Below are 24932 nucleotides of genomic sequence, written 5' to 3' on the forward strand. Positions count from 1 at the left end.
ACGGGGAGGAGCGAGTCGGCTACTTCACCGCGATGGCGACGAGGCGCGGCGCCCGGACGACGACGTTCACGATCTGCTTGTCGCCGACCGCGCGCTGCACCGCGGCGGAGTCGCGGGCCAGGGCCTCGAGCTCGTCGGACGTGATCTTGGGCGAGACCTCGAGACGGTCGCGGACCTTGCCGTTCACCTGCACGACGGCCGTGACGCTGGTCTCGACGAGCAGGGTCGGGTCGGCCCGGCGCCAGCCGAAGTGGGCGACGCCGACGCCGTCGTAGCCGAGCAGCTCCCACATCTCCGACGCCGTGTAGGGCGCGAAGAGCGAGAGGCCGAGGGCCACCGTCTCCGTCGCCTCGCGGACCGCGGGGTCCGCGGCGCCGGCGCCGCTGTCGATCGTCTTGCGGACGGCGTTGACGAGCTCCATCAGGCGGGCGACGACGACGTTGTACTTGAACGCCTCGCTGAGCCCGGGGGCCTCGGCGAGGAACCGGTGGGTGACCCGGCGCAGAGCCTGGTCGCCCTCGGCCCACACCACGTCGCGCGGGCTGTCGACGTCGGTCGCCAGCCGGAACGCCCTGGCGAGGAACTTCGCGGACCCTGCCGGCGAGACGTCGGCCCAGTCGATGTCGTCCTCGGGCGGGCCGGCGAACGCCATCGTCAGGCGGATCGCGTCGACGCCGTGCTTCGCGATCTCGTCGGACAGGCTGACGACGTTGCCCTTGCTCTTGCTCATCTTCGCGCCGTCCTGCAGCACCATGCCCTGGTTCAGCAGGGCGCTGAACGGCTCGGTGAAGTCGACGTGGCCGAGGTCGAAGAGCACCTTGGTGATGAAGCGCGCGTAGAGCAGGTGCAGGATGGCGTGCTCGACGCCGCCCACGTACTGGTCGACGGGGGCCCACTTGCTCGCCTGGGCCGGGTCGAAGGCCCTCTCGGAGTCGGTCGGGTCGAGGAACCGCAGGAAGTACCACGAGCTGTCGACGAAGGTGTCCATCGTGTCGGCGTCGCGGCGAGCGGGCGAGCCGTCGCGCGGGTCGGGCACGTTCACCCAGTCGGTCGCAGCGCCCAGGGGCGAGCTGCCCTTGGGCTTGAGGTCGAGGCCCTCGGTCGACGGCAGCAGCACGGGCAGCTGGTCGACGGGCACGGGCACCTCGACGCCGTCGGCGCCGTGCACGATCGGGATCGGCGTGCCCCAGAAGCGCTGACGCGAGATGAGCCAGTCGCGGAGTCGGTAGGTCTTCGCGGCCTTGCCGGAACCCGACTGCTCGAGCAGCTCGACCACGCGCTTGATCGCGTTCGACTTGCTCAGGCCCGTGAGCGGCCCCGAGTTCATCAGCCGGCCCTCGCCGGTCAGGGCGACTCCGGTCGACGCCGGGTCGAGGTCGGGCAGGTCGTCGGGCAGGATCGCCTGGCCGTCCTCGTCCAGCTGCAGCTTGGGGATGACGCCCGTGACGGGCGCGTTGGTGTCGACGACGACGCGGACCGGCAGGTCGTACTTGCGGGCGAAGTCGAGGTCGCGCTGGTCGTGCGCGGGCACGGCCATGACGGCGCCGTGGCCGTAGTCGGCGAGCACGTAGTCCGCGGCCCAGACGGGCATCGGGTCGCCCGTGACCGGGTTCACCGCGACGCGCCCGAGGGGCACGCCGGTCTTCGGGCGCTCGCTCGACTGGCGCTCGATCTCGGTCGCCTTCTGCACCTCGACCAGGTAGGAGGCGAAGGTCTCCTTCACGTCGTCGGTCGCGTCGGCGACGAGCTCGGCCGCGAGGTCGGAGTCGGGCGCGACGACCATGAAGGTGGCGCCCCAGAGGGTGTCGGGACGGGTCGTGAAGACCGTGACCCGCTCCTCCCTGCCCTCGATCTCGAAGTGCACGTCGGCACCGATCGACCGGCCGATCCAGTTGCGCTGCATGTTCAGCACCTTGGTCGGCCAGTGGCCCTCGAGCTGGTTGAGGTCGTCGAGCAGGCGGTCGGCGTAGTCGGTGATCTTGAAGTACCACTGCGTCAGCTTCTTCTTGACGACGACGGCGCCCGAGCGGTCGGACGTGCCGTCGGCGAGGACCTGCTCGTTCGCGAGCACGGTCTGGTCGACCGGGTCCCAGTTGACCCAGCTGTCCTTGCGGTACGCGAGGCCCTTGTCGTACATCTGCAGGAACAGCCACTGGTTCCACTTGTAGTACTCGGGGTCGCTCGTGTGCAGCACGCGGTCCCAGTCGAACGACGGCGCGTAGAGCTTCATGCTCTGCTTCTGCTGCTCGATGTTCGCGTAGGTCCACTCGCGGGGGTCGACCCCGCGCTTGATGGCGGCGTTCTCGGCGGGCAGGCCGAAGCTGTCCCAGCCGATCGGGTGCAGCACGTTGAAGCCCTGCTGGCGCCAGTAGCGCGTGACCATGTCGCCGAGCGCGTACTGCTCGGCGTGCCCCATGTGCAGGTCGCCCGAGGGGTACGGGAACATGTCGAGGATGTACTTGCGCGGCCGCACGTCGTCCGGGTCGACGGCGAAGGGCTTCGCCTCCTCCCAGATCGCCTGCCACTTCCGCTGCAGGCGGGCAGGGTCGTAGGCGCGCTCCGTCTCGCCCTCGGCGGGGGCCGGGGTCTCGGACGCCGGGGTGGTGGACGCCTGGTCGGCGGACGGTGTCGTGTCGTGCTCGTGGGCCACGGGACTCTCAATCGCTGCGGTGGGGAGGCGGACGGCCCGAGGGCGCCCTGAGGGGCGCACGCGCGGGGCGGTCCGTCGTCCAGGGTAGCGGGCCGACCGTCTCGTCAGGGCACGGGACGCGTCGGCACGGCGGGAGCCGAGGAGGCGCCCTCCGCAACCGCGTCGAGGGCGCGCAGCAGGGCGGCCGCCTTGAGCCGCACCTCCTCGAGCTCGACGGACGGCACCGACGACGCGGTGATGCCTCCCCCGGCGCCGACGCTCGCACGGCCGGGCCGTCGCGACGTCGCGCGCTCGACGACGATCGACCGGATGGCCATGGCGAGCGAGGCGGAGCCGTCCAGGCCGAGGTGACCCACGACCCCCGAGTAGACGCCGCGCGGTCGCCCCTCCCAGGCGGCGAGCAGCTGCACGGCCCGGCGCTTCGGCGCGCCGGTCATCGAGCCCGCGGGGAAGGCCGTCTCCACGACGTCGAGGGCGGTGCGCCCCGGGGCCAGGACGGCCGTCACCGTGCTCACGAGCTGGTGCACGTGGCGGTAGGAGCGGACGGAGAACAGCTCGGCCACCGCGACGGTGCCGGGCGCCGCGACGCGCGTGAGGTCGTTGCGCACGAGGTCGACGATCATCAGGTTCTCGGCGAGCTCCTTCTCGTCGGCCCCGAGCTCGGCGGCGGCGCAGGCGTCGACCGCCGGGTCCGCCGACCGCGGTCGGGTCCCCTTGATCGGGGACGACGAGACCGCTCCGTGCGCGTCGACCCGCAGGAACGACTCGGGCGACGCCCCGAGGACCGACGTGGGCCCGATCCGCACGAAGGAGGCGTGCGGGGCCGGAGAGGACCGGCGCAGCCTCCGGTACACGGCCAGGTCGTCCACGTCGCCCTCGACCGTGGTCGTCGTCGTGAGGCAGAGCACGTAGGCGTCGCCCGCCGTGATGGCCTGCTGGCAGCGCTCGACGAGCGCGAGGTAGGCGTCGTCGTCGTGCTGACGCACGGCGGGGCGTGACGGCGCCGTGGGCTCGGCCGGGTGCCCGGGGTCGCCCTCGGGGACGTCGCGCCAGGCCGCTGCGACGGCCGACAGCCAGCGGTCGTCGCCCAGGACCACCGCCTCCACCGTCCTGTCGCCGTGGTCGAAGACCAGCGCCCGGTCGGTCAGCAGCAGCGCGAGGTCGGCGGGGGCGTCGGGGTCGGGCGCGAGCCCGGCCGTGACCGAGGGAGGCGCGCCCCGGCCCACGCCGACGGTCGCGTCCCGGTCGAGGAGCCAGGTCCCGACGCCGTAGCCGAGCCAGCCGGCGGGCCCGAGCGGATCGGCGTCGCCTCGGGGACCGGCGAGGACGGCCCGGAGCTCGGCCCACGCGACAGCCAGGTCGTCGGGGCCCGTGGCGGTGAGCGCCGGGCCCCAGGCGACGACCGAGCGCCCCGACGAGGCACCGGGGCCCGCGTCGGTCCACACGACGTCGCCGGTGCGGGCGAGGGCGAGCACGACGGCCTCCGGGTCGCGCCACGCGAGCGGACGACGGTGGACCGGGAGGCGCATACCCTGAGTGTATGAGCCCCGGCGAGACCCTCCTGTGGCGCGGGGGCGAGCTCGCATCGTCGCCCGCGGAGTCGACGGCTCCGATGGCACCGACGGCGTCGAGGGCGGATCGGCCCACGGCGTCGCCCCCCGACGTGCTCGTCGCCGACTCGTGGCTCGTGCTCGACGGCGCCGTCCGCGCCCTCGACGTGCACCGCGACCGCTTCACGTCGTCCGTGGCGGCCACGGGCCTGGTCGCCGACGACGACGACGTCGAGGCCTTCTGGGGCGCGGTCGTCGACCGCCTGCCGCGGGACGGCGCCTGGTTCCCCCGCGTCGAGCTGGTCCGCGACTCCGCCGCCGGGGCACCCGAGCTGAGGGCCCGGCTGCGGACCGCTCCCGACCGCACGAGATCGGTGCGCGTGGCGACCGCGGCCCGCGACCCCCGCACGTCGCCCCTCGTCAAGGGCCCCGACCTGGCCGCCCTCGGGGACGTGCGGTCGGAGGCCGCTTCCCGCGGAGCGGAGGAGGCGGTGATCCTCTCCCCCGAGGGCCACGTCGTCGAGGGAGCGTGGAGCTCGCTCGTCTGGTGGCGCGGCGACTCGCTCTGCACGCCGGCCGACGACCTGCCCCGCCTGCCCGGCGTGACCTCGCGCACCGTGCTCACCCTCGCCGCCGTGCTCGGCGTCGACGTGCTGCACGACCGGTCGACGCCGGCGGAGCTCGACGGCGCCGAGATCTGGTCGCTCAGCGCGCTGCACGGCGTCCGCATCGTTTCCGGGTGGGTCGACGGCCCCTCCCCGGCGGAGCAGCCGGGGCGGCTCGCCACGTGGCAGGCCCGCCTCGACGCCCTGCGCCGCCCGCTCCCGGCGAGGTCCTGACCGACCTGCGGGACCAGGGGGCTCCCGGCCGCCGATGAATAGGATCACCCGGGTGGACGACGTGCTGACAGGACTCCTCGACCTCGTGCAGTCGGTCGACCCGCTCCTCCGGACCCTGCTCGCCGGCCTCGCCATGGTGCTGGAGACGAGCGTGCTGCTCGGGCTGCTCGTGCCCGGGGACACCGTGGCCGTGGTGTCCGCGACCGCGGTGGTCGGCCCGGTCGAGTTCGCCTCGCTCGTCGTCGCCCTCGTGCTCGGCGCGCTCACCGGGGAGAGCATCGGCTTCGCGCTCGGGCGCCACTTCGGCCCGGCGATCCGGCGCAGCCGTCTCGGCCGACGCCTCGGCGAGCACAACTGGGTCAGGGCCGAGAACTACCTCGCCCGACGCGGCGGCATCGCCGTCTTCGTGTCGCGCTTCCTGCCCGTGCTGCACTCGCTCATCCCCCTGACCGTGGGCACGAGCCCGATGCGCTACCGGACGTTCCTGGCCTGGACGACGCCGGCCTGCCTCCTCTGGGCGACGGCGTACGTGTCGGTGGGCGCGGCCGCCGCCGGCAGCTACCGGGAGCTCGCCGACCGGCTGCACGGCGCCGGCTACGTCTTCGTCGGCATCGTGGTCGCGTTCGCCGTGGTCGTGCTGCTCGTCAAGCGGCTCGTGCACCGGCGCGAGGAGAAGCACATGGCCCACCCGGACGACGACGCCGTCTGACGACGGAGGGGCCGGCACGTGCGTGCCGGCCCCTCCTGTGCTCGTCGCTGGTCAGCCGACGAGCCCCTTGCTCTCGAGGAAGTCCTTGGCGATGGTGCCCTCGGACTCCTTGTCGGTCTGGCTCTTCGAGTTCATCTCCTGCAGGTCGGCCGAGGTCAGCGCCGCGTCCACCGCGTCGATGATGTCCTGGGCGCCCTGGTCGACCTTGTCCGAGACGATCGGCACCACGTTCTGCGGCAGGATCATGTTCTCGGGGTCGTCGAGGGTGACGAAGTCGTTCTCGACGATCAGCGGGCTGGCCGAGTAGAGGTCGGCGATCTGGACGCTGCCGTCCGACAGCGCCTTGGCCGTCAGCGGGCCGCCTCCGTCGTCGATCGGGGTCGAGGTGACGTCGACGCCGTAGATGCTCTTCAGGCCGGGAGGGCCGTAGGGACGGTCGACGTTCTCGGGCGGGGCGCCGAGGGCGATCGAGCCGGAGTAGTCCTTGAGGTCGGCCAGGCTCGTGATGCCGTTCTCCTCGGAGAACTCCTTCGTCACGTTGTAGCTGTCCTGGTCCGTCGCCTCGGCGGCGGTGAGGCTGGTGAGGCCGTCGGGCAGCGCGTCGTCGAGGGCCGACTCGACCTCATCGGGCGTCTTGGCCGTCGTCTCGGCGTCGTAGAACTGCAGCAGGTTGCCGGAGTACTCGGGGAACACGTCGATGCTGCCGCTCTCGAGCTCGGGCAGGTAGACCTCGCGCTGGCCGATGTCGTACTGACGGTCGACCGTGTAGCCGCCGTCCTCGAGCGCCTGGGCGTAGAGCTCGGCGATGATCTTGTTCGAGTAGTACTGCTGCGAACCGATCACGAGGGCGTCGGAGGACGACGCCGTGTCGTCGGAGCCGCTGCTGAGAGGGTCGCTCGACGAGCACCCTGCCAGGGCCACCACGGCCCCGATCGCGACTGCGCCGAGAACGGTGAGCCGGCCTTTCTTCGCTGTGTTGTTCACTGTGTTCCTTCTTCCTGGAGGGGTGTTGCGGTGCCCGGGGCGCGTCGGGCGACGCGCGCGCGGGAGTCGGTGGGGCGCCCGGCGGTGACGCCTGCCGGGACGACGAGTCGCTGGACGACGGAGAAGACGACCTCGAGGGCCACGGCGAGGACGATCACGAGGATCGAGCCGGCCAGCATCGTGCCGTAGTCGTTGGCGCGCAGGCCGGTGATGATGTAGCTGCCGAGGCCGCCGGAGCCGACGATGGTCGCGAGCGTCGCGGTCGCGACGACCTGCAGCACCGCCGAGCGGATCCCGCCGATCAGCAGGGGCAGCCCGAGGGGCACCTCGACGCGCGTGACGATCTGCCACTCGGTCATGCCGACGGCACGGGCGGCGTCGACGGTGGAGCGGTCGACGGCCTCGAAGCCCGCGTAGGCACCGGCGAGCACCGACGGGATCGCGAGGATGACGAACGCGGTCATCGGGGCCGTGAGGCCGATGCCGACCCAGCCGGCGATGAGCGTGATGACGCCGAAGGTGGGCAGCGCCCGGGCGCCCCCCGACACGGCGACCGCGATCGCACGCCCCCGACCGGTGTGGCCGATGGCGAAGCCGACGGGGATCGCGACGATCGACGCCAGGGCGACCGCCACGACCGAGTACCAGAGGTGCTCGCCGAGGCGGGCGGGGATGCCGTTCGGGCCGACCCAGCTGCTGCCGTCGCCGATGAACGCGAAGGCCTCCGCGAAGAAGTTCACGAGCGGACCGCCTCTCGACGAGGCGACCGGGGCGAGGAGGCACCGGTCTCGGACGAGCGGCCCGACGACCGCCTCGAGGAGGCGCGGCGCGGCCTGCCGGGGCGGCTCCACGGCATCAGCGCGCGGCCGAGGAGGACGAGCAGCCCGTCGAGCACGAGCGCCATGACGATGGTGATGACGATGCCCGCGAGGATCTCCTCGGGGATGTCCCGCTGGAAGCCGTCGATGAAGAGCAGCCCGAGGCCGTTGACGCCCAGCACGCCGCCGACGGTGGCGAGGCTGACCGTGCTGACGACCACGACCCGGAGGCCGGCGAGCATGACGGGGCCTGCCAGGGGGAACTCGACGCGCCAGAAGCGCTGCCAGCTCGAGTAGCCCACGGCCGTGGCCGACTGGCGCACGTCGACCTCGACGGCGCCCAGGGCGTCGGCGACCGAGCGGACCATCAGCGCGACCCCGTAGAGCGTCAGCCCGATCACGATGTTGACGGGGCTCCGGAGAGACGTGCCGACGAGGGCGGGCAGGGCGACGAAGAGGGGCAGCGACGGGATCGCGTAGAACAGGCCAGCGACCGTGAGGATGCCGCGGGAGACGCGGTAGCGGTTCGCGAGCCAGCCGATCGGCAGCGAGATGACGAAGGCGAGGACGACCGGAGGCACGCTGAGGGCGAGGTGCACCAGCGTCTTGTCCCAGATGTAGTCGGCGTTCGACCAGATCCAGTTCACGACGCGTGCCCACCCTGCGCCGGGGCACCCGGAGCCTGGACGGCACCGGCCTCGCTCGGGGTCGCGTGCCTCGCGCCCGGCACGGAGCCGGGTGCGGTCAGCACACCGGTCGCACGGCCCTCGTCGTCGACGACGACCTGACCGGTGGCGGTCTGCTCGATGTGCAGGGCCCGCTTGCCCCGGTTGGAGCCGACGAAGTCGGCCACGAAGTCGCTGGCCGGGTCGGAGAGGATGTCGGCGGGCGAGCCCTTCTGGGCGATCTTGCCGCCCTTCTCGAGGATGACGACCTGGTCGCCCAGCAGGAAGGCCTCGTCGATGTCGTGCGTGACGAACACGACCGTCTTGTCGAGGTCGCGCTGCAGCCGGACGAGCTCACGCTGCAGGTCGGCCCGCACGAGCGGGTCGACGGCGCCGAAGGGCTCGTCCATGAGGAGGATGTTCGGGTCGACGGCGAGGCCCCTGGCGACGCCGACGCGCTGCTGCTGGCCGCCGCTGAGCTGGCTCGGCCAGCGGTCGGCGAGGGAGCGGTCGAGCCCGACCGTGTCCATCAGCTCCAGGGCCCGGCTCCGCGCCTCCTTCTTGGAGACGCCCTTGAGCACGGGGACGGTCGCGATGTTGTCGACGACCCGGCGGTGCGGCAGCAGGCCCGAGTTCTGCATCACGTAGCCGATGCTCCGGCGGAGCCCCACGGGCTCGAGGCCGCCGATCTCGTCGCCGTCGATCTCGATCGACCCGCTGGTCGGGTCGACCATGCGGTTGATCATCCTGAGGATGGTGGTCTTGCCGCAGCCGCTCGACCCGACGAAGACGGTGGTCTTGCGTGACGGGATGACGAGGCTGAAGTCGTCGACGGCGAGGGTGCCGTCGGGGTACTGCTTGGTCACCGAGGTGAACTCGATCATGGGTGGCTCATTCCTCGTGGGCAGCACGAATCGACACTTGCCAGTCCCGACACTGAACCACACGACGACGGATGAGGGCCGTCCCTGCCTCGTCCGTTTCGCAGAACGGACCGTGCGGGGCCCTGCGACGCGTCAGGCGAGGGTGAGGTGCGCCTCGAGGTAGGACTTCGACACGCGACGGCACTCGTCCACGAAGCGCGCGTCGCCGTCGCCGCCGGCGAGGAACGCCCGCGCGAGGAGCGAGACGCCGATCTCGACCACGACCTGCACGGCGAGCTCGGAGTCGGCGTCGCGGACGACGCCGAAGCGCTGCTCGAACATCCCGAGCACGGCCTCGGCGAAGGGGCTGAGCGAGGAGGTGGCCTGCGGCGAGCCCGCGTCGGGAGCGTCGCTGAAGCGGATGGCCCGGAAGCCGGGCTCGTTCCGGTAGAGCTCGACCTTGGAGTCGATCACGATGTCGACGGCGCCGCGCCAGTCGGCCGCCCCGTCGGCGTCGAGGGTGTCGGCCACCCGGTTCGTCAGGCGCTGCACGCAGCGCAGCGCGAGGGCGTCGACCACCGCGATGCGGTCGGGGAAGTACCGGTAGACCGTGCCGATGGAGGCGCCGGCCCGCTCGGCGACCATCGCCGTCGTCAGGCGCTCGTAGCCGATCTCGTCGATGATCGCGGCGGCGGCGTCGAGGAGGCCGGTGAGCCGCGCGGAGCTGCGAGCCTGCACGGGCTCGTTCCTGAGCAGCGACGAACCCCCGGGCAGTGCGTCGTGGACGTCGGTGACGAGCAAGGGGTTCTCCTTCGTGCGGCGTCGCCGGGGCGACGTGGTGCGTGCGGTGCGGTCCGTGACCGGCGGGTCAGGGTCCTGAGGGGGGCGTCAGGGCGACCTCGTCGACCGATGTCGGTCGCAGCCGGGAGAATGGTGCGCATGTGCGGACGATTCGTGATGGCGCGTGCCTCGAGCGACCTGGTGCCCTTGTTCGACGTCGACGTCTCGGGCGACAGTCTCCCAGACCCTTCCTGGAACATCGCTCCGACCCGCCCGGTGACGGTGCTGATCGACGCGGCGCCCCGCGGGGACGACGCGGGCGGGCCTCCCGTGCGCCGCCTCGCCGCCGCTCGGTGGGGCCTCGTCCCGGCCGGCTCCGACGGTCCGGTCGGCCCCCCGGTGTTCAACGCACGGTCCGAGACGGCCGCCGAGAAGCCGATGTTCCGCGAGGCCCTGGCCTCACGGCGGGCCCTCGTGCCGGCGACGGGCTGGTACGAGTGGCAGGCGCTGCCCGACGGGAGCAAGCGCCCCGTCGCCGTGCGGCTCCCCGACGACGAGGTCGTCCTGTTCGCGGCGCTCTACGAGTGGTGGCGCGACCCGGGTGCCGAGGTGGGGTCGCCGTCCCGGTGGCTGCTGTCCACGACCGTGCTGACCCGCGCCTCCTCGGGTCCGCTCGCGGCCGTCCACGACCGGATGCCCGTGCTCGTCGGCGCCGACGTCATGGACGACTGGCTCGACCCGGAGGCCGAGGGCGACGACGACCTGCTGCAGGGCGTGGCGGGGCTGTCCGACGAGATCGCCGCGCGGCTCGTCGTGCACGAGGTCTCCCCCGACGTCGGCTCGGTCACGAACGACTCCCCCTCCTTGCTGCTGCCCGTGTGACGCCGCGAGGGCGCACGGTCGGTCGACCGTGCGAGGATGACCGGATGCCCGACATCCGAAAGCCGGCCCCGGCCGCTGTCGAGCCCCTCCTGCACCGGGCGGCGCGCATCGAGAACTCCGTGCACCGGTTCCGCGAGAAGCGGGCCCGCAAGCGCGGCCTTCGTCCGACGATCGTGCCGTACACGGGCTACGGCTCGAGCGGGTGGGTCCGCGTCCTGTCGCGCGTGCTGCTCACGCGGACCGGCACCCTCGACGGCGCCGACCGCGCGAACGTCCGCGGCTGGCGCAGCTTCACGAGCGTGCCGGTCGAGCACGCGGTCGTCGAGGTGACCATCGGCGGACGGACGCAGACGGTGACCACGGACCGCGGCGGCGTCCTCGACGTGCGGCTCGAGTCCGACCTGGCGCCGGGCTGGCACGTCGTGACGATCACGACCGAGGGCTCCCTCCCGGTGGAGGCGCCGGTCGCGGTGATCGACCCCGACGCGCGCTTCGGCATCGTCTCGGACATCGACGACACGGTCATGGTGACGTCGCTGCCGCGGCCCCTGCTCGCGGCGTGGAACACCTTCGTCCTCAACGAGCACGCTCGGCGGCCGGTGCCCGGCATGGCCGTCCTGTACGAACGGCTGCACGCGTCCTCAGGAGGCTGCCCGGTGGTCTACCTGTCGACGGGTGCCTGGAACGTCGCCCCCACGCTCTCGCGGTTCCTCTCGCGGAACCTCTACCCGAGCGGCCCCCTGTTGTTGACGGACTGGGGTCCCACGCACGACCGCTTCTTCCGGAGCGGGCGACTCCACAAGCAGGGCTCGCTCGACCGGTTGGCGGAGGAGTTCCCGCAGGTGCGGTGGCTGCTCGTCGGCGACGACGGACAGCACGACGAGGAGCTGTACGGCCGGTTCCTGCACGACCACCCCGAGAACGTGGCCGCGGTGGCCATCCGCGAGCTGTCGCCGAGCGAGGCCGTGCTGGCCGGAGGGCGGTCCCGGTCGGAGCACGCGCAGGGCACCGATGTCGCCTGGGTGTCCGCGCCGGACGGCGCCGGCCTCTGGGACCAGCTGACGGAGGCAGGGGTCGTCACCGCCCGGACGCCCTGAGCTGCTCGCGAGGAGTTGCCGTCCTGCTATGACGAGAAATCCGGTTGTCAGGATGCGGTATGGCTCTTATGATCGGAAATCCACGTACAGGAGGACCATGATGGATCAGCCCTTCCCCGATTCCCCCGTGCGGTCCACCGACGAGTGGGAGGCGCGGATCGGCAGCCAGGTGCGGGCGTCGCGACTGGACGCCGGGCTCGACCAGATCTCCCTGGCACGCCGGGCCGACCTCTCGACCAGCACCCTCCAGTCGCTGGAGAACGGCCGCGGGAGCACCCTCTCCACCCTGGTGCGCGTGCTGCGGGCACTCGGCGCCGAGGACGCCCTCGACGCCCTGGCCCCGGCGAGCGCCGTGAGCCCCATCGACGTCCTCCGGTCGGCCGACCCGGCCCCGCGTCGTCGCGTGTACCGGCCACGGGCGCCGCGCGGGAGCAGCGGGTCGTGAGCTGGGTGCCGGTCCAGGCGGTCGAGGTCACGGCCTGGGGCGAACGGGTCGGGGCGGTCGCCCTCGACCCCGCGCTCGGTGCGTACGTGTTCGAGTACTACCCCGAGTGGGCGGCGCGGGGCGTCGAGCTCGCCCCGCTGACCATGCCGGTCCGTCGGCGCCGCCATGTGTTCCCGCAGCTGCCGGAGGCGACGTTCCACCGCCTCCCCGCGTTGCTGGCGGACGCGCTGCCCGACGACTTCGGGAACGCCGTGATCGACGCGTGGCTGGCGCGGCAGGGCGTCGGGCGCGGGGCGGCGACGCCGCTCGACAGGCTGGCGTACATGGCGGACCGAGCGATGGGCGCCCTCGAGTTCCGGCCGTCCCGCGGGCCGCGTCACCGGACCGCGAGCGCGGTCGAGCTGAGCGACCTGGTCGCGGGTGCGCGGAGCGTGCTCGACGCCGAGTTCTCGAACGACCGGGAGAACGAGTCGGCGATCCGCTCCCTGATCCAGGTGGGGACGTCGGCAGGAGGGGCCCGGGCCAAGGCCGTCGTCGCGTGGGACCGCGAGACCGGCGAGGTCCGGTCCGGTCAGCTGCCGGCTCCCGAGGGGTTCGAGCATTGGCTGCTGAAGCTCGACGGCATGGGCGCCGACTCGGAGCTCGGGCAGGGGGACTCGTCGGGCAGGGTGGAGCTGGCGTACTCGGCGATGGCGGGGGCGGCCGGCATCGACATGGCCGAGTGCCGGCTGCTCGAGGAGGGCGAGCGGGCCCACTTCATGACCCGGCGCTTCGACCGGCTGCCGTCGGGCAAGGCGCACACGGTGACCCTCTGCGGCACGGCGCACCTCGACTTCCGTCAGCGGCAGGTGCACGACTACGGGCAGCTGTTCGACGTGGCGACCCGCGTCGTCGGGCGGGAGGCGCTGCCGCAGGCGTTCCGCCGCATGGTGTTCAACGTGCTGGCGGCGAACAACGACGACCACACGAAGAACACGTCGTTCCTGCTCCGGTCGGCGTCGTCGTCGTGGGAGCTGGCCCCGGCGTACGACGTGACGTTCGCGCACAACCCGACGGGCCGGTTCACCTACCAGCACCTGATGGGGGTGGACGGCGTGTGGCGCGACCCTGCCGAGGCGGACGTGATGCGCCTCGCCGACCGCCACCTCGTGCCCGGCGCCTCGGACATCGTGGCGGAGGTGCACGACGCGGTCGCCGGCTGGCGCGGCTTCGCCGACGAGGCCGGGGTGCCGGGGCGCGTCGCCCGGCACGTGCAGGAGAGTCTGCTGCCCTGGTGACGGAGGCCCCTGGCCGATGTCGGGGGGCCGACCTACACTCGTGTTCGAACACACATTCGAACGAGGAGGCGGCATGAAGGTCGACGAAGCGGTGCCGGTCGAGACGACCGAGGGCGGGGCGCCGTTGCGGTTCGTCTGGCGGGGGGTCGTCTACGGCGTGGTGAGCCCGCCCGAGCGGTGGGTCACCCGCCGCGAGTGGTGGCGGTCGGCGGCCAGGGCGCCCCGGGGCGCCGGGGAGGCGCTGCTCGAGCTGCCGGTCTGGCGGGTCGACGCCCTCCCGCTGACCGACGGGGCGCACCGGGTCGACGGCACCTTCGACCTCGCCTGCGACGGCGCCGACGGCTCGTGGCTGCTGCTCGGCGTGTTCGACGACCGGGTCGAGCAGCAGCTGTTCGCGTGACGCCGCGAGACGCTCGGTCCTCCCGGGAATGCCCGGGGTGCCAGACTCGTTCTCACGAGTGCTTCGGGGACGGTGTGATTCCGTACCGGCGGTGACAGCCCGCGACCCTCTCGACACCGAGAGGCTGATCCAGTGACAGCCCTGCGAGGGGCAATTCTGGAGCCGACAGTAAAGTCTGGATGAGAGAAGCGAGCGTCGATCGCGCCTGCGGTCGCGCCTCCCCGATCCGACGACGCACGGCGTCGTCACCGACGAGGAGGACCCGATGACCCTGATCCGCTGGCTGTTCGACGCGCAGCTCGTGCTGGGCGACCAGACCATCCTGTGGCGCGAGGTGATCGGCAACGTCTTCGGGCTGCTGAGCGCCCTCGGCGGCATGCGCCGCAAGGTCTGGGCCTGGCCGGTCGGCATCGTGGGCAACGCCCTGCTGTTCACCGTGTTCCTCGGGGCCGTCTTCGACACCCCGAACCCGGTGAACCTCCTCGGCCAGGCAGGGCGCCAGGTGATGTTCATCGCGGTGTCCATCTGGGGCTGGTACCGCTGGAGCCGCTCCCGCGACGGAGGCGCGAGCTCACCTGTCGAGCCCCGCTGGGCCGGCGCGAAGAACCGGGTCGTGCTCGTCGTGGCCCTGTTCGGCGGCACCGCCGTCCTCACTCCCGTCTTCAGCGCCCTCGGCTCGTACGAGCCGGTGTGGGCCGACGCCTGGATCTTCACGGGCTCGCTGCTCGCCACCTGGGGCATGGCCAAGGGCTGGGTCGAGTTCTGGCTGATCTGGGTCGCGGTGGACCTCGTCGGGACGCCCCTGCTCTTCAGCGCCGGCTACTACGCCTCCGGCCTCATGTACGTCTTCTACGGCGCCTTCACCCTGGTCGGCTTCTTCGTGTGGGCGCGCGCCCGTCGCCGGAAGCCGCTGGTCGAGACGCTCTGGCCCGACCCGACGCTGCAGCGCTGAGACCTGGCAGAGCCGCCGCTGGCAGGATGTGCCCATGCCCCTGGCCATCGAGAACTACGCGCTCATCGGCGATCTGCACACCGGATGCCTCGTGGGCACCGACGGCAGCATCGACTGGCTCTGCCTGCCCCGTTTCGACTCGGCGTCGACCTTCGGCGCCCTGCTCGGCGACCACGACTCCGGCCGGTGGCTGGTCGCCCCCCGCGACGCCGCCGCCACGTCGACACGACGCTACGTCGACGGGACCTTCGTGCTCGTGACGACCTGGACCACGCCCACCGGGGTGGTCGAGGTCACCGACCTGATGCCGTACGGCGACCGACGGGCCGACGTGGTCCGGCGCGTGACCGGCGTCTCCGGCACGGTGACGATGCACGTCGACCTCGCCATCCGCTTCGGCTACGGCACGGCCGTGCCCTGGGTGCGCCAGGTGCCCGAGGCCGACGGGACCGCCCTGGTCGCCACGGCGGGGCCGGACGCGGTCGTCGTCCGGGGCCCGCGCCTGACCGCCACCGACCACACCCACGAGGCGGACTTCGAGGTCGCGGCCGGCGAGACCGTCGACCACAGCCTCACCTGGTACCCCTCGCACCGGGAGCCGCCCACCGCGATCGACGTGACGGCCCGGATCGACGAGACGGTCACGTGGTGGCAGCAGTGGGCCGCCCGGTGCACCGCTCCCCCCGTGTACGAACGGGAGGTGCACCGGTCGCTGCTCATCCTGCGCGCGCTCACGAACGAGGACACCGGCGGCATCGTGGCGGCCGCGACGACGAGCCTCCCCGAGCAGTTCGGCGGCTCACGGAACTGGGACTACCGCTACGTCTGGCTGCGCGACGCCTCCATGACCCTGCAGGCGCTCATCCTGCACGGCTACGCCGAGGAGGCCGACCGGTGGCGCGGCTGGCTGCTCCGGGCGATCGCCGGCGACCCGGCCGACGTGCAGATCATGTACGGGCTGGCCGGTGAGCGCTACCTGCACGAGAGCGAGCTCGGCCAGCTGCCCGGCTACTGGGGCGCCTCCCCCGTCCGCATCGGCAACGCCGCCTACAAGCAGTACCAGGGCGACATCTTCGGCGAGGTGATGGTCGCCCTGCACGAGGCCCGGCTGCTCGGCGTCGAGGAGACCGAGTACTCCTGGCCGCTCCAGCGCGCCCTGATGCAGTACGTCGAGGACAACTGGACCCGGCCGGACAACGGCATCTGGGAGATCCGGGGCGAGCTGCAGCACTTCACGCACTCGCGGGCGATGATCTGGGCGGCCCTCGACCGGGCGATCCAGGGCGTCGAGCAGTTCGGCCTCGACGGCCCCGTCGACCGGTGGCGGGCGCTCCGCGACGAGGTGCGCACCGAGATCGAGGCGAAGGGCTGGGACGCCGACCGCGGCACCTTCACGCAGTACTACGGCACGTCGGAGGTGGACGCCTCGCTGCTGCAGCTCGCCCAGGTCGGGTTCGTCGCCGCCGACGACCCGCGGATGCTCGGCACGGTCGCGGCGATCGAGGCGGACCTGCTGCACGACGGCCTGCTGCGGCGGTACCGCACCGAGAGCGGCGTGGACGGGCTGAGCGGCGCCGAGAACCCGTTCCTCACCTGCTCGTTCTGGCTGGCCGAGCAGTACGCGGCGTCCGGCCGCGTCGACGACGCGGTGGCCCTGATGGACCGCCTCGTGGGCTACTGCAACGACGTCGGCATGTTGTCGGAGGAGGTAGAGGTCGCGACCGGCAGGCACGTCGGGAACACGCCCCAGGCGCTCTCGCACCTGGCCCTCGTCCGTGCCGCGGACGCGATCGCGAAGGCGCAGCAGCAGGCACCGCCCCAGGCCCGGACCTCCTCCCCCGCCTGAGACGGAGACGACGACGGCCGCCCTGCTCGAGGAGCGGGGCGGCCGTCGGCTGCAGGAGCGTCGAGGCTCAGGCGGGCCAGTCCGACGGGCCGGTCGAGCCGGCCGCGTAGGTGTCGAGCGGCACGTCGCCGGCCTTCCAGGAGTCGATCACCGGGGCGACGATCGCCCAGCAGCGCTCGGCGACGTCGCCGCGGATCGACAGCGTCGGGTCGTCGTGGAAGATGCCGCTGAGCACCTCGCCGTAGGGGGTGAGCTCGGGCTTGCCCAGGGTGACCGACATCGTCGACTTCTCGAGGTCGAAGGGGTTGCCCGACCCGTTGGTCGTGACGCCGAGCTCCATCGTCTCGGGGCTGATCTCGATCCGCAGCGTGTCGGGGGTCGAGGCGCCGTTCAGCCCCTCGGGGAGCGCGGGCACCGGCTTGAAGGTGATCAGCACCTCCTTGCGGATCTTCGTCATGCCCTTGCCCGAGCGGAGGATGAACGGCACGCCCGCCCAGCGGCGCGTCTTGACCTCGAACTCGACCTCGGCCAGGGTCTCGGTCTGGCGCTCGACGTCGACGCCGTCCTCGTCGGCGTAGGCGGGCACATCCTTGCCGTCGATGGTGCCGGCCGCGTACTGCGCGCGACGGCTCGACGCGACGGGATCGCCGCCCTTGACCCAGGTGGCGCGCAGGACGCGGGCGATCTCGCTGCGCAGCTCGACCGAGTCGATGCTCGACGGGGCGTCCATCGCGATGACGGCGAGCACCTGCAGCAGGTGGCTCTGGATCATGTCGATCAGCGCGCCGGCCTTGTCGTAGTACTGCGCGCGGCCCTCGAGGCCGAGGACCTCGTCGTAGAAGATCTCGACCTTCTCGATGTTCTCGCTGTTCCAGACCGGCTCGAAGAGGCGGTTGGCGAAGCGGAGGCCGATCATGTTGAGCACGGTCGCGCGGCCGAGGAAGTGGTCGGTGCGGTGGATGCGCTCCTCCGGCACGATCTTGAGCAGCTCGGCGTTGAGCTCGCGCGCGCTCGCCTCGTCGGAGCCGAAGGGCTTCTCGAGGGCGAGGCGGAGGCCGTCGGGCAGGTCGATCTCGGCGAGCGCCTGGATCACCTTGGTGCTGATCGCCGGGGGCAGCGCGAAGTACATGACGGGCGTGCCCTCGGACGCCTCGAAGAGGGCCTTCAGGTGCTCGACCGTGGTCGGGTCGCCCTGGATGTACTGGCTGGACGCCAGGGTCTTCTTGGCGAGGTCGCTGCCCGCGTCGCCGTTGAACGCCGTCTTCACGACGTCGTCCCACTCGTCGACGCTGCGCTCGCTGCGGCCGGTGCCGATCAGCTGCACGTCGACCCCGCGGTCGCTCTTGAGCAGGCTCGCGAGACCAGGGAGGAGGAGGCGCTCGGTCAGGTCTCCCGAGGCTCCGAGGATGATGAGGGTGGTGGTGTCTGTCACAGGTACGGCTTCCGTGAAGGCGGCGACGGATCGCCGCTCGGTGTGTGAGGGGTACGGGCTGCCGGGCAGGGACGGGGTCGCGGCACGCCGTGGGGGCATCCGCGAGACCGGCGCAGGGCGCGGCAGGGCGTTCGGCGACGATGCCTCCCCCACCGTACTGCGCCGGGGCGTGGGACGCCGTCAGCGTTCGCGGGCAGCGTCCTCCGCCTCGCCGTCGGCGGGCCCGTCGTCGGCGGTCTCGTCGTCGGCGGTCTCGTCGTCTGCGGCCACGCCGTCGGCGGCCGGGCCCTGCGCCTCCTGGCGTCGCTCGCTGTCGCGCGGCGCGGTGTCGCGGGGCGCCGTGGGGTCGTCGACGGGGCCGGTGCTCGTGGTGCCGCCGACCTCTGCGGCGGCGTCGTCGGCGTCGACGTCGCCGTCGCCGTCCAGGTCGCCGACCGCCTCGTCGTCGGGGCGGGGAGCCGTCGAGTCGTCGGGGTCGAGCGCGGCGATGATCCGTCCGAGCGAGACGGCGACCGAGACGCCGCCGCTGGTGGCGACCGTCGGCAGCTCGCGGTGCGTGTCGATGGCCCGCCAGAGCTCCTCGACGTCGCGGCGGGCGGTGACGAAGGCGTCCCGGTCGTCGCCGCCGCGCCTCCTGATCACCTCTCCGACGCTGCGGACGGCACGGGCGACGACGGGGGCGAGGTCGTCGACGATGCCGATCTGCCGACCGATCCGGCGACCGAGGATGCCGGAGACCTCGGCGAGGTCCTGCAGGTGGAACCCCACCCGCTCGAAGACGACGAGGTCGGCGTACTCCGAGGCGAGGTCGCGGCGGCGCAGCAGCCGGCGCGGGTTGAGGCGGCGTGACTCGTCGGCGTACTGGACGGCGTCGCGGACGTGCCGCAGGGTGCTCGGCAGGACGGCGACGCGCCGCTCCCAGTCGTCGTCCTCGATCGGCCAGTCCGCCTCGAACACGGTGGCGACGTCGTCGGCACGGTCGGCGAGCGACGCCTGCACGAGCCGGAGCCGGCGCTCGGCCCGACCGGTGTACAGCGGCGGCACCAGGACGAGGTTGACGACGACGCCCACGGCGACGCCCACGCCGATCTGCACGACGTAGCCGGTGGAGTAGTCCTCGGCGTTCGCCCCGCCCAGCAGCAGCACGAAGAGGCCGGCGGTCAGCACCCAGTCGCGGCCCGCGCCGAGCCAGCGGATCCCCGCGATGAGCGTGCCGAGGCCGACGACGAGCGCCACGGCCAGCACGCCGGGCTGCCCCTCCTGCAGGGCGAACACCGTCGTCGCGAGCAGCACCCCGATCACGAGGCCGAGGATCGTCTGCAGCCCCTGCTTGAGCGACGTCTTGACGGTGGGCCAGAGGGCCAGCACGGCCCCGAGCGGGGCGTAGTAGGGGTACTCGGCGGCCACGCCGGGCACGTGGGGCGCGATCCAGTAGGCGAGGGCCGCGGCGAGCGCCCCCTTCGCGGCCATGAGGAGGCGCGGCTGGGCCAGCAGCGTCCGCGTCCACCGGGAGGCGGTCCGGGCGGGGTCCTGGGCGGCGGCTCGTCGGTCGGGCATCTGACGATGATGACAGCAGGGCGCGGTCGCCGCCCGGCGTCGACGTGCGGGACGGGGTCCGGTCGCGGTCCGGGTCGTCGCGCCCCGCCGGGGCGACGTACACTCGTCGAACACACGTTCGAACCGACCTCGGCCGGGAGGTCCGACGAGAGAAGCACCGAGGCAGCACGATGCGTTTCACCCACCTGCACGTGGCGTCGTCGTTCAGCGCGCACTACGGCACGACGCCGCCGGCGCAGCTCGTCGAGCACGCCGCCGCCCACGGCGCGGACGCGCTGGCGATCACCGACCGCGACGGCCTCTACGGGGCGATCCGGCACATCGGCGCCTGCCGGGCGGCGGGCATCGACCCGATCGTGGGCGTCGAGCTCGGCTGCGTCGACGACACGGCCGACGAGGGCGGCCGCGGGGGCGGCGGCGCCGGGGAGGCGGGGGGCGCGTCGGCGGGCGCCGGTCCCGGGGGCAGGGCGGGCGCCTCCTCGGTCGACCGGATCGTGGTGCTCGCGCACGGGGCGGGCGGGGGCCGTCCGGGTGCGGGCTGGGCGGCTCTCTGCCGGTTGATCAGCGCGGCGCACGGCCGGGCGACGAGGCGGGTGAGCGGCAGCGCGAACAGCGTCGCGACGATCCCGCGGTCACGACTGCGGGCGTTCCTGCGCGGCGACGAAGGCGCCGACGCGACGGTGCTGCTCGGGCCCGACTCCGACGTGGGGCGGCTGGTGGCCGAGGGCCGGCACACGGCCGCGGCGGCGTCGCTGGCCGCCTGGGCGCGCGAGCTGCCCGGCGGCGTGGCCGTCGAGGTCGTCTGCCACCTCACCGAGCCGGGCGAGAGCCGCAGCGTGCGGCACGCGGCGCGCATGCTCGAGCTGGCCGAGCACGTCGGGGTGCCCGCCGTGCTGACCAACGCGGTGCGCTACCTCGACCCCGACGGTGCGGTCACAGCCGACGTGCTCGACTCGGCGGGGCACCTGGCCCCTCTGGGGGCGTTCACTCCGCAGCCGAACGCCCAGGCGTCGCTGAAGCCGGGCGACGAGATGCGCGCGCTGGCGACCCTCGTCGCCGACGCCTCCTCGTGCCCCCGTCGGGCCGCAGAGGAGATGCTGGCCGAGACCGAGCGGCTCGCCGACCGCTGCCGCCTCGACCCCGACGCCGACCTGCGCTGGCGCCGGCCGAAGACGCCCGAGCTCAGCGCCATCGGCGTCGACGGCGATCCCGACCAGGTGCTGTTCCGCAGGGCCGAGGCGGGCGTCACCGAGCGCTTCGGCCACGCCGACCAGGCCCTCCGCCGCACCGTCGACGAGCGGATGCGCTACGAGCTTGGCATCATCACGGGCTTCGGCTTCGCCAGCTACTTCCTCACCGTGGCCGACGTCTCGGCGCTGATGCGCGACATGCGGGTGCGGAACGCCGCGCGCGGGTCGGGCGCCGGCAGCCTCGTCACCTACCTGCTGCGCATCTCGAACGTCGACCCGATCGAGCACGACCTGCTGTTCGAGCGGTTCCTCGGCAACAAGCGCGAGACGCTGCCCGACATCGACATCGACGTCGAGTCGGCCAGGCGGCACGAGATCTACCGGGCGATCTTCGACCGCTACGGCAGCAACCGGGTCACCCTCATGTCGATGCAGTCGACCTACCGCGGCCGGGGGGCGGTGCGCGACGCCGGCCAGGCCCTCGGGCTCGACGACGACCAGATCGACCTCGTCGCGAACAACGTCTGGCGCTCGAACGCCCGCGACCTCCGCACCGCCATGGCCGAGAAGCCCGAGCTGCGGGCCATCGCCGACCTCGCCCGCCAGAACGGCCAGATCGACCTGCTCGTCGACCTGACCGAGCGGCTCGACCGGCTGCCCCGGCACATCTCGATGCACCCGTGCGGGGTGATCCTCGGCGACTCCGACCTGCTCAGCACGACCCCGGTGCAGCCGAGCGGCATCGGGCTGCCGATGAGCCAGTTCGACAAGCACGACATGAACGACGCGGGCCTGCTGAAGCTCGACGTGCTCGGGGTCCGGATGCAGAGCTCGATGGCCTACGCGCTCGACGAGATCGAGCGGGTGAACGGCGGCCGCGCCGCCCTGGCCGGCGGACTCGCCGTCGACGTGCCCTACGTGAACCGGCAGGGGCGGGTCGAGCTCGACGAGATCCCGCACGACGACGAGCCCACCTTCGAGGCGATCCGCACCACCCACACCCTCGGCATGTTCCAGATCGAGAGCCCCGGGCAGCGCGAGCTGATCGGCAAGATGCAGCCCGACCGCTACAGCGACCTGATCGCCGACATCTCGCTGTTCCGCCCCGGCCCGATGAAGGGCAACATGGTCGCGCCGTTCCTCGACACGAAGCACGGGTTCCAGCGGCCCGACTACCTGCACCCGAGCTTCGCGCCGTTCCTCGACGACAGCTACGGCGTGGTGATCTACCACGAGCACGTGCTGCGCATCCTCGAGGCGACGATGGAGGTCTCGCTCGCCGAGGCCGACGAGATCCGCCGGCACATGGGCAAGGGCCAGGACGACGCTCTCGAGGTCGAGTTCCGCAGGCGCACGACCGGGAACGTCGACGACGACGGCAGGAGGCGGTTCACCGACGCCCAGGTCGACAAGATCTGGGCGGTGCTCAAGGGGTTCGGCTCCTTCGGCTTCTGCAAGGCGCACGGCGCCGCGTTCGCGCTGCCCACCTACCAGACCGCCTGGCTCAAGACCCACTACCCGGCGGAGTTCCTCGCCGGGGTGCTGACCCACGACCCCGGGATGTACCCGAAGCGGCTGCTGCTGACCGAGGCGCGACGCATGGGCGTGCCCGTGCTGCCGCTCGACGTCAACGCGTCGACCGACGTCTACAGGGTCGAGCGGGTGCGTGCCCCGGCGACGCCGATCGCGCCCAGCCGCCCCGGCGACCTCGGCATCCGCCTGTCGCTCTCCGACGTGCACGGCATCAGCGACTCCGAGCTCGCCCGCGTCGTCGTGGGCCGGCCCTACGAGTCGATCACCGACTTCTGGCAGCGGGCCACGCCGTCGCGGCGGCTGATCGAGCGGCTGGCGCAGGTCGGTGCGCTCGACTCCCTGGCCGGCCCCGGGCGGACGAGGGGCGACGTGCTCGCCCGTGTGCGGTCGCTGACGCAGCGCACCGCACGGCCACGCGCCTCCGACGTGCAGAACCAGCTCGACTTCTCGGTCGACGACTCGGCGGAGGTGCCCACAGGCACCCCCGACGTGAGCCTGCGCGAGAGGGTGGGCGACGAGCTCGACATCCTGTCGATGGAGGTCAGCGAGCACGTGATCGAGAGCTACCGCCCGATGCTCGACGACCTCGGCGTCGTCCGGGCCGCCGACCTGCGCGACCACTGGAACGGCACCACCGTGCTCGTCGCGGGCATCCGGATCGCCACCCAGACGCCGCCGATGCGCAGCGGCAAGCGGGTCGTGTTCATCAGCGTCGACGACGGCACGGGCTGCGCCGACGCGACGTTCTTCGAGGAGGCGCAGGCGAGATCGGGGCCGCTGCTGTTCGGCACGAAGCTGCTGCTGATCCAGGGGCGGACCAGGCGGACCGGCGAGCGCGGCATCTCGCTCGAGGCCGAGGCCGCCTGGGACCTCAAGGCGATGTGGCGCGACTGGCAGGCGGGCCGGGCAGCGGCGGGAGCGGCACCCGAGGGGCACGAGCTGCCCGACCTCTCGGACGCGTCCGCGTGAGGCTCCCGGCGAACCTCCCGGCGAGGCTCTCGGACGCGTCTGCGTAGGGTGGCGAGCATGAGCGACGAGCAGCAGGCGAAGGGCACGTACGTCGAGCCCGGCCAGGAGTACACCCGCGACACGAACTACATCGAGGACAGGATCACGCGCGACGCCGTCGACGGCTGGCCCGTCGAGGCGGGCCGCTACCGGCTCGTCGCCGCCCGCGCCTGCCCCTGGGCCAACCGCACCGTCATCTCGCGCCGCCTCCTCGGCCTCGAGGGCGTCATCTCGCTCGGCCTGCCCGGGCCGACCCACGACGCACGCAGCTGGACCTTCGACCTCGACCCCGACGGCCGCGACCCCGTGCTCGGCATCGAGCGCCTGCAGGAGGCGTTCTTCGCCCGCACCCCCGACTACGCCCGGGGCATCACCGTGCCCGCGATCGTCGACGTGCCGACCGGCAAGGTCGTCACCAACGACTTCCCGCAGATCACCCTCGACTTCGCCACCGAGTGGGCCGAGCACCACCGTGAGGGTGCGCCCGAGCTCTACCCCGAGCACCTGCGCGCCGAGATCGACGAGGTGAACGCCGTGGTCTTCCGCGACGTGAACAACGGCGTGTACCGCGCCGGGTTCGCCGGCTCGCAGAAGAGCTACGAGCGGGCGTACCGCACGCTCTTCGAGCGTCTCGACTGGCTGTCCGAGCGCCTCGCGGGGCAGCGGTTCCTCGTGGGCGACACGATCACCGAGGCCGACATCCGCCTCTTCACCACCCTCGCCCGCTTCGACGCCGTCTACCACGGCCACTTCAAGTGCAACCGCTCGAAGCTGACCGAGATGCCGGTGCTCTGGGCCTACGCCCGCGACCTGTTCCAGACGCCCGGCTTCGGCGACACGATCGACTTCGCCCAGATCAAGGCGCACTACTACGTGGTGCACAGCGACATCAACCCGACGGGGATCGTCCCGGCCGGTCCCGACCCGTCGGGCTGGCTGACCGAGCACGGTCGCGAGCAGCTCGGCGGGCGGCCGTTCGGCGACGGCACTCCCCCGGCCGCGCCGCCCGAGGGCGAGCGGGTGCCGCCGCTCGTCGCGTGACCGACCCGACCGAGCCTCTCCGCCGGACCCGCGACGAGGCGCTCGCGCTGGCCGAGCGACTGCTGCGCGACATGGAGGCGGTGGCCGAGGCCCGCGAGGGAGCCAACGTCGACGACGAGCACGACCCCGAGGGCTCGACCATCGCCTACGAACGGTCGCAGCTCGACGCCGTCCGCCGCTCGACCCTCGAGCGCGCCGCCGACGCCGAGGCTGCGCTCGGCCGGCTCGCCGACGGCACCTTCGGCCGCTGCGAGCGCTGCGCCGCGCGGATCGGCGAGGCGCGGCTCGAGGCCCGGCCCACCGCCCGCCTCTGCATCGACTGCGCCCGCTGACCCGCGCCTCCTGTGCCGTCGGCCGGGCGACGGGGTCCGCGGCCCTTCCGCCGCGAGCAGCCGCGACGTACGCTGGCGGCAC

20 protein-coding genes, 1 pseudogene and 1 riboswitch are annotated in these 24932 nt (G+C 72.7%); of the genes and pseudogenes, 12 read left to right on the forward strand and 9 right to left on the reverse strand.

The features are described 5' to 3' along the window. Positions 1-19 precede the first annotated feature (19 nt). Positions 20-2650: a leucine--tRNA ligase gene (gene leuS / locus ITJ48_RS02855; protein ID WP_370544748.1), complete on the reverse strand. Its 2631-nt coding sequence runs from the start codon at positions 2648-2650 to the stop codon at positions 20-22. Between the two features lie 104 nt (positions 2651-2754). Next, on the reverse strand, positions 2755-4179 hold the full coding sequence (locus ITJ48_RS02860) for an anthranilate synthase component I family protein (RefSeq protein ID WP_194612323.1): 1425 nt from the start codon (positions 4177-4179) through the stop codon (positions 2755-2757). 11 nt (positions 4180-4190) lie between these two features. On the opposite strand from ITJ48_RS02860, the gene ITJ48_RS02865 reads away from it, so the two are divergent. After that, positions 4191-5039, forward strand: coding sequence for an aminotransferase class IV (locus ITJ48_RS02865; RefSeq protein WP_194612324.1), 849 nt, complete (start codon positions 4191-4193; stop codon positions 5037-5039). Positions 5040-5091: 52 nt separating this feature from the next. Further along, positions 5092-5748, forward strand: a complete 657-nt coding sequence (locus ITJ48_RS02870) for a DedA family protein (protein ID WP_194612325.1) — start codon at positions 5092-5094, stop codon at positions 5746-5748. Positions 5749-5799: 51 nt separating this feature from the next. Here the strand turns inward: ITJ48_RS02870 and ITJ48_RS02875 are convergent, their stop codons facing one another. From ITJ48_RS02875 to ITJ48_RS02895, 5 genes are all read right to left on the reverse strand, one after another. Continuing rightward, positions 5800-6732 carry an ABC transporter substrate-binding protein gene (locus ITJ48_RS02875; RefSeq protein ID WP_194612326.1) on the reverse strand — a complete coding sequence of 311 codons (933 nt, stop codon included), beginning with the start codon at positions 6730-6732 and terminating at the stop codon, positions 5800-5802. Then, the gene (locus ITJ48_RS02880; RefSeq protein ID WP_194612327.1) at positions 6729-7472 is read right to left on the reverse strand and encodes an ABC transporter permease; all 744 of its coding nucleotides are present in this window, start codon (positions 7470-7472) and stop codon (positions 6729-6731) included. The genes ITJ48_RS02875 and ITJ48_RS02880 overlap by 4 nt, the downstream gene beginning before the upstream one ends. Beyond that, the gene (locus tag ITJ48_RS02885; protein WP_194612328.1) at positions 7469-8197 is read right to left on the reverse strand and encodes an ABC transporter permease subunit; all 729 of its coding nucleotides are present in this window, start codon (positions 8195-8197) and stop codon (positions 7469-7471) included. Before ITJ48_RS02885 ends, ITJ48_RS02880 begins: the two co-directional genes overlap by 4 nt. Then, positions 8194-9099 (reverse strand): ABC transporter ATP-binding protein, encoded by a 906-nt coding sequence (locus ITJ48_RS02890; protein WP_194612329.1) that lies wholly within the window; start codon positions 9097-9099, stop codon positions 8194-8196. Before ITJ48_RS02890 ends, ITJ48_RS02885 begins: the two co-directional genes overlap by 4 nt. Positions 9100-9231: 132 nt before the next feature. Beyond that, positions 9232-9879, reverse strand: coding sequence for a TetR/AcrR family transcriptional regulator (locus tag ITJ48_RS02895; RefSeq protein WP_123546190.1), 648 nt, complete (start codon positions 9877-9879; stop codon positions 9232-9234). Positions 9880-10017: 138 nt separating this feature from the next. Here ITJ48_RS02895 and ITJ48_RS02900 point away from each other — a divergent pair, with 138 nt between their 5' ends. The 7 genes and pseudogenes from ITJ48_RS02900 to ITJ48_RS02930 form a co-directional block, all read left to right on the forward strand. Continuing rightward, positions 10018-10740 (forward strand): SOS response-associated peptidase, encoded by a 723-nt coding sequence (locus ITJ48_RS02900; protein ID WP_194612330.1) that lies wholly within the window; start codon positions 10018-10020, stop codon positions 10738-10740. Positions 10741-10784: 44 nt separating this feature from the next. Further along, complete coding sequence (locus ITJ48_RS02905; RefSeq protein ID WP_192041848.1) at positions 10785-11837, forward strand: App1 family protein; 1053 nt, start codon at positions 10785-10787, stop codon at positions 11835-11837. Positions 11838-11934: 97 nt separating this feature from the next. Continuing rightward, the gene (locus ITJ48_RS02910) at positions 11935-12282 is read left to right on the forward strand and encodes a helix-turn-helix domain-containing protein (RefSeq protein WP_194612331.1); all 348 of its coding nucleotides are present in this window, start codon (positions 11935-11937) and stop codon (positions 12280-12282) included. Continuing rightward, the gene (locus ITJ48_RS02915) at positions 12279-13559 is read left to right on the forward strand and encodes a type II toxin-antitoxin system HipA family toxin (protein ID WP_194612332.1); all 1281 of its coding nucleotides are present in this window, start codon (positions 12279-12281) and stop codon (positions 13557-13559) included. Before ITJ48_RS02910 ends, ITJ48_RS02915 begins: the two co-directional genes overlap by 4 nt. Before the next feature lie 73 nt (positions 13560-13632). Beyond that, positions 13633-13959, forward strand: a complete 327-nt coding sequence (locus ITJ48_RS02920; RefSeq protein ID WP_123546198.1) for a DUF6504 family protein — start codon at positions 13633-13635, stop codon at positions 13957-13959. 55 nt (positions 13960-14014) lie between these two features. Beyond that, positions 14015-14154, forward strand: a riboswitch (FMN riboswitch). A 70-nt stretch (positions 14155-14224) separates the two neighbouring features. After that, positions 14225-14911: a nicotinamide riboside transporter PnuC gene (gene pnuC / locus ITJ48_RS02925; protein ID WP_194612333.1), complete on the forward strand. Its 687-nt coding sequence runs from the start codon at positions 14225-14227 to the stop codon at positions 14909-14911. A gap of 25 nt (positions 14912-14936) precedes the next feature. After that, a pseudogene (locus ITJ48_RS02930) lies at positions 14937-16757 on the forward strand (glycoside hydrolase family 15 protein); the annotation flags it as partial. Positions 16758-16824: 67 nt separating this feature from the next. Here ITJ48_RS02930 and ITJ48_RS02935 read toward each other — a convergent pair. After that, complete coding sequence (locus ITJ48_RS02935; RefSeq protein WP_370544749.1) at positions 16825-18189, reverse strand: glucose-6-phosphate dehydrogenase; 1365 nt, start codon at positions 18187-18189, stop codon at positions 16825-16827. A 180-nt stretch (positions 18190-18369) separates the two neighbouring features. After that, complete coding sequence (locus tag ITJ48_RS02940; RefSeq protein WP_194612336.1) at positions 18370-19746, reverse strand: aromatic acid exporter family protein; 1377 nt, start codon at positions 19744-19746, stop codon at positions 18370-18372. Between the two features lie 170 nt (positions 19747-19916). Between ITJ48_RS02940 and ITJ48_RS02945 the strand changes: the two genes are divergently transcribed. From ITJ48_RS02945 to ITJ48_RS02955, 3 genes are read left to right on the forward strand one after another with little or no spacing between them, the layout of a single operon-like run. Further along, entirely contained in the window at positions 19917-23438 is a 3522-nt protein-coding gene (locus ITJ48_RS02945; protein WP_194612337.1) for a DNA polymerase III subunit alpha, read from the forward strand. A gap of 57 nt (positions 23439-23495) precedes the next feature. Next, positions 23496-24518, forward strand: a complete 1023-nt coding sequence (locus tag ITJ48_RS02950; RefSeq protein WP_194612338.1) for a glutathione S-transferase family protein — start codon at positions 23496-23498, stop codon at positions 24516-24518. Continuing rightward, positions 24515-24850 carry a TraR/DksA family transcriptional regulator gene (locus ITJ48_RS02955; RefSeq protein WP_370544750.1) on the forward strand — a complete coding sequence of 112 codons (336 nt, stop codon included), beginning with the start codon at positions 24515-24517 and terminating at the stop codon, positions 24848-24850. Before ITJ48_RS02950 ends, ITJ48_RS02955 begins: the two co-directional genes overlap by 4 nt. Positions 24851-24932 lie beyond the last annotated feature (82 nt).

The sequence above is a fragment of the Frigoribacterium sp. VKM Ac-2530 genome, from assembly GCF_015350835.1.
Taxonomy (GTDB): domain Bacteria; phylum Actinomycetota; class Actinomycetes; order Actinomycetales; family Microbacteriaceae; genus Frigoribacterium.

Coding starts and splice junctions, on each gene's coding strand:
- ITJ48_RS02860 (WP_194612323.1), bottom strand. CDS start 4,179: ATGCGCCTCCCGGTCCACCGTCGTCCGCTCGCGTGGCGCGACCCGGAG.
- ITJ48_RS02865 (WP_194612324.1), top strand. CDS start 4,191: ATGAGCCCCGGCGAGACCCTCCTGTGGCGCGGGGGCGAGCTCGCATCG.
- ITJ48_RS02890 (WP_194612329.1), bottom strand. CDS start 9,099: ATGATCGAGTTCACCTCGGTGACCAAGCAGTACCCCGACGGCACCCTC.
- ITJ48_RS02900 (WP_194612330.1), top strand. CDS start 10,018: ATGTGCGGACGATTCGTGATGGCGCGTGCCTCGAGCGACCTGGTGCCC.
- ITJ48_RS02905 (WP_192041848.1), top strand. CDS start 10,785: ATGCCCGACATCCGAAAGCCGGCCCCGGCCGCTGTCGAGCCCCTCCTG.
- ITJ48_RS02910 (WP_194612331.1), top strand. CDS start 11,935: ATGATGGATCAGCCCTTCCCCGATTCCCCCGTGCGGTCCACCGACGAG.
- ITJ48_RS02920 (WP_123546198.1), top strand. CDS start 13,633: ATGAAGGTCGACGAAGCGGTGCCGGTCGAGACGACCGAGGGCGGGGCG.
- pnuC (WP_194612333.1), top strand. CDS start 14,225: ATGACCCTGATCCGCTGGCTGTTCGACGCGCAGCTCGTGCTGGGCGAC.
- ITJ48_RS02940 (WP_194612336.1), bottom strand. CDS start 19,746: ATGCCCGACCGACGAGCCGCCGCCCAGGACCCCGCCCGGACCGCCTCC.
- ITJ48_RS02945 (WP_194612337.1), top strand. CDS start 19,917: ATGCGTTTCACCCACCTGCACGTGGCGTCGTCGTTCAGCGCGCACTAC.
- ITJ48_RS02950 (WP_194612338.1), top strand. CDS start 23,496: ATGAGCGACGAGCAGCAGGCGAAGGGCACGTACGTCGAGCCCGGCCAG.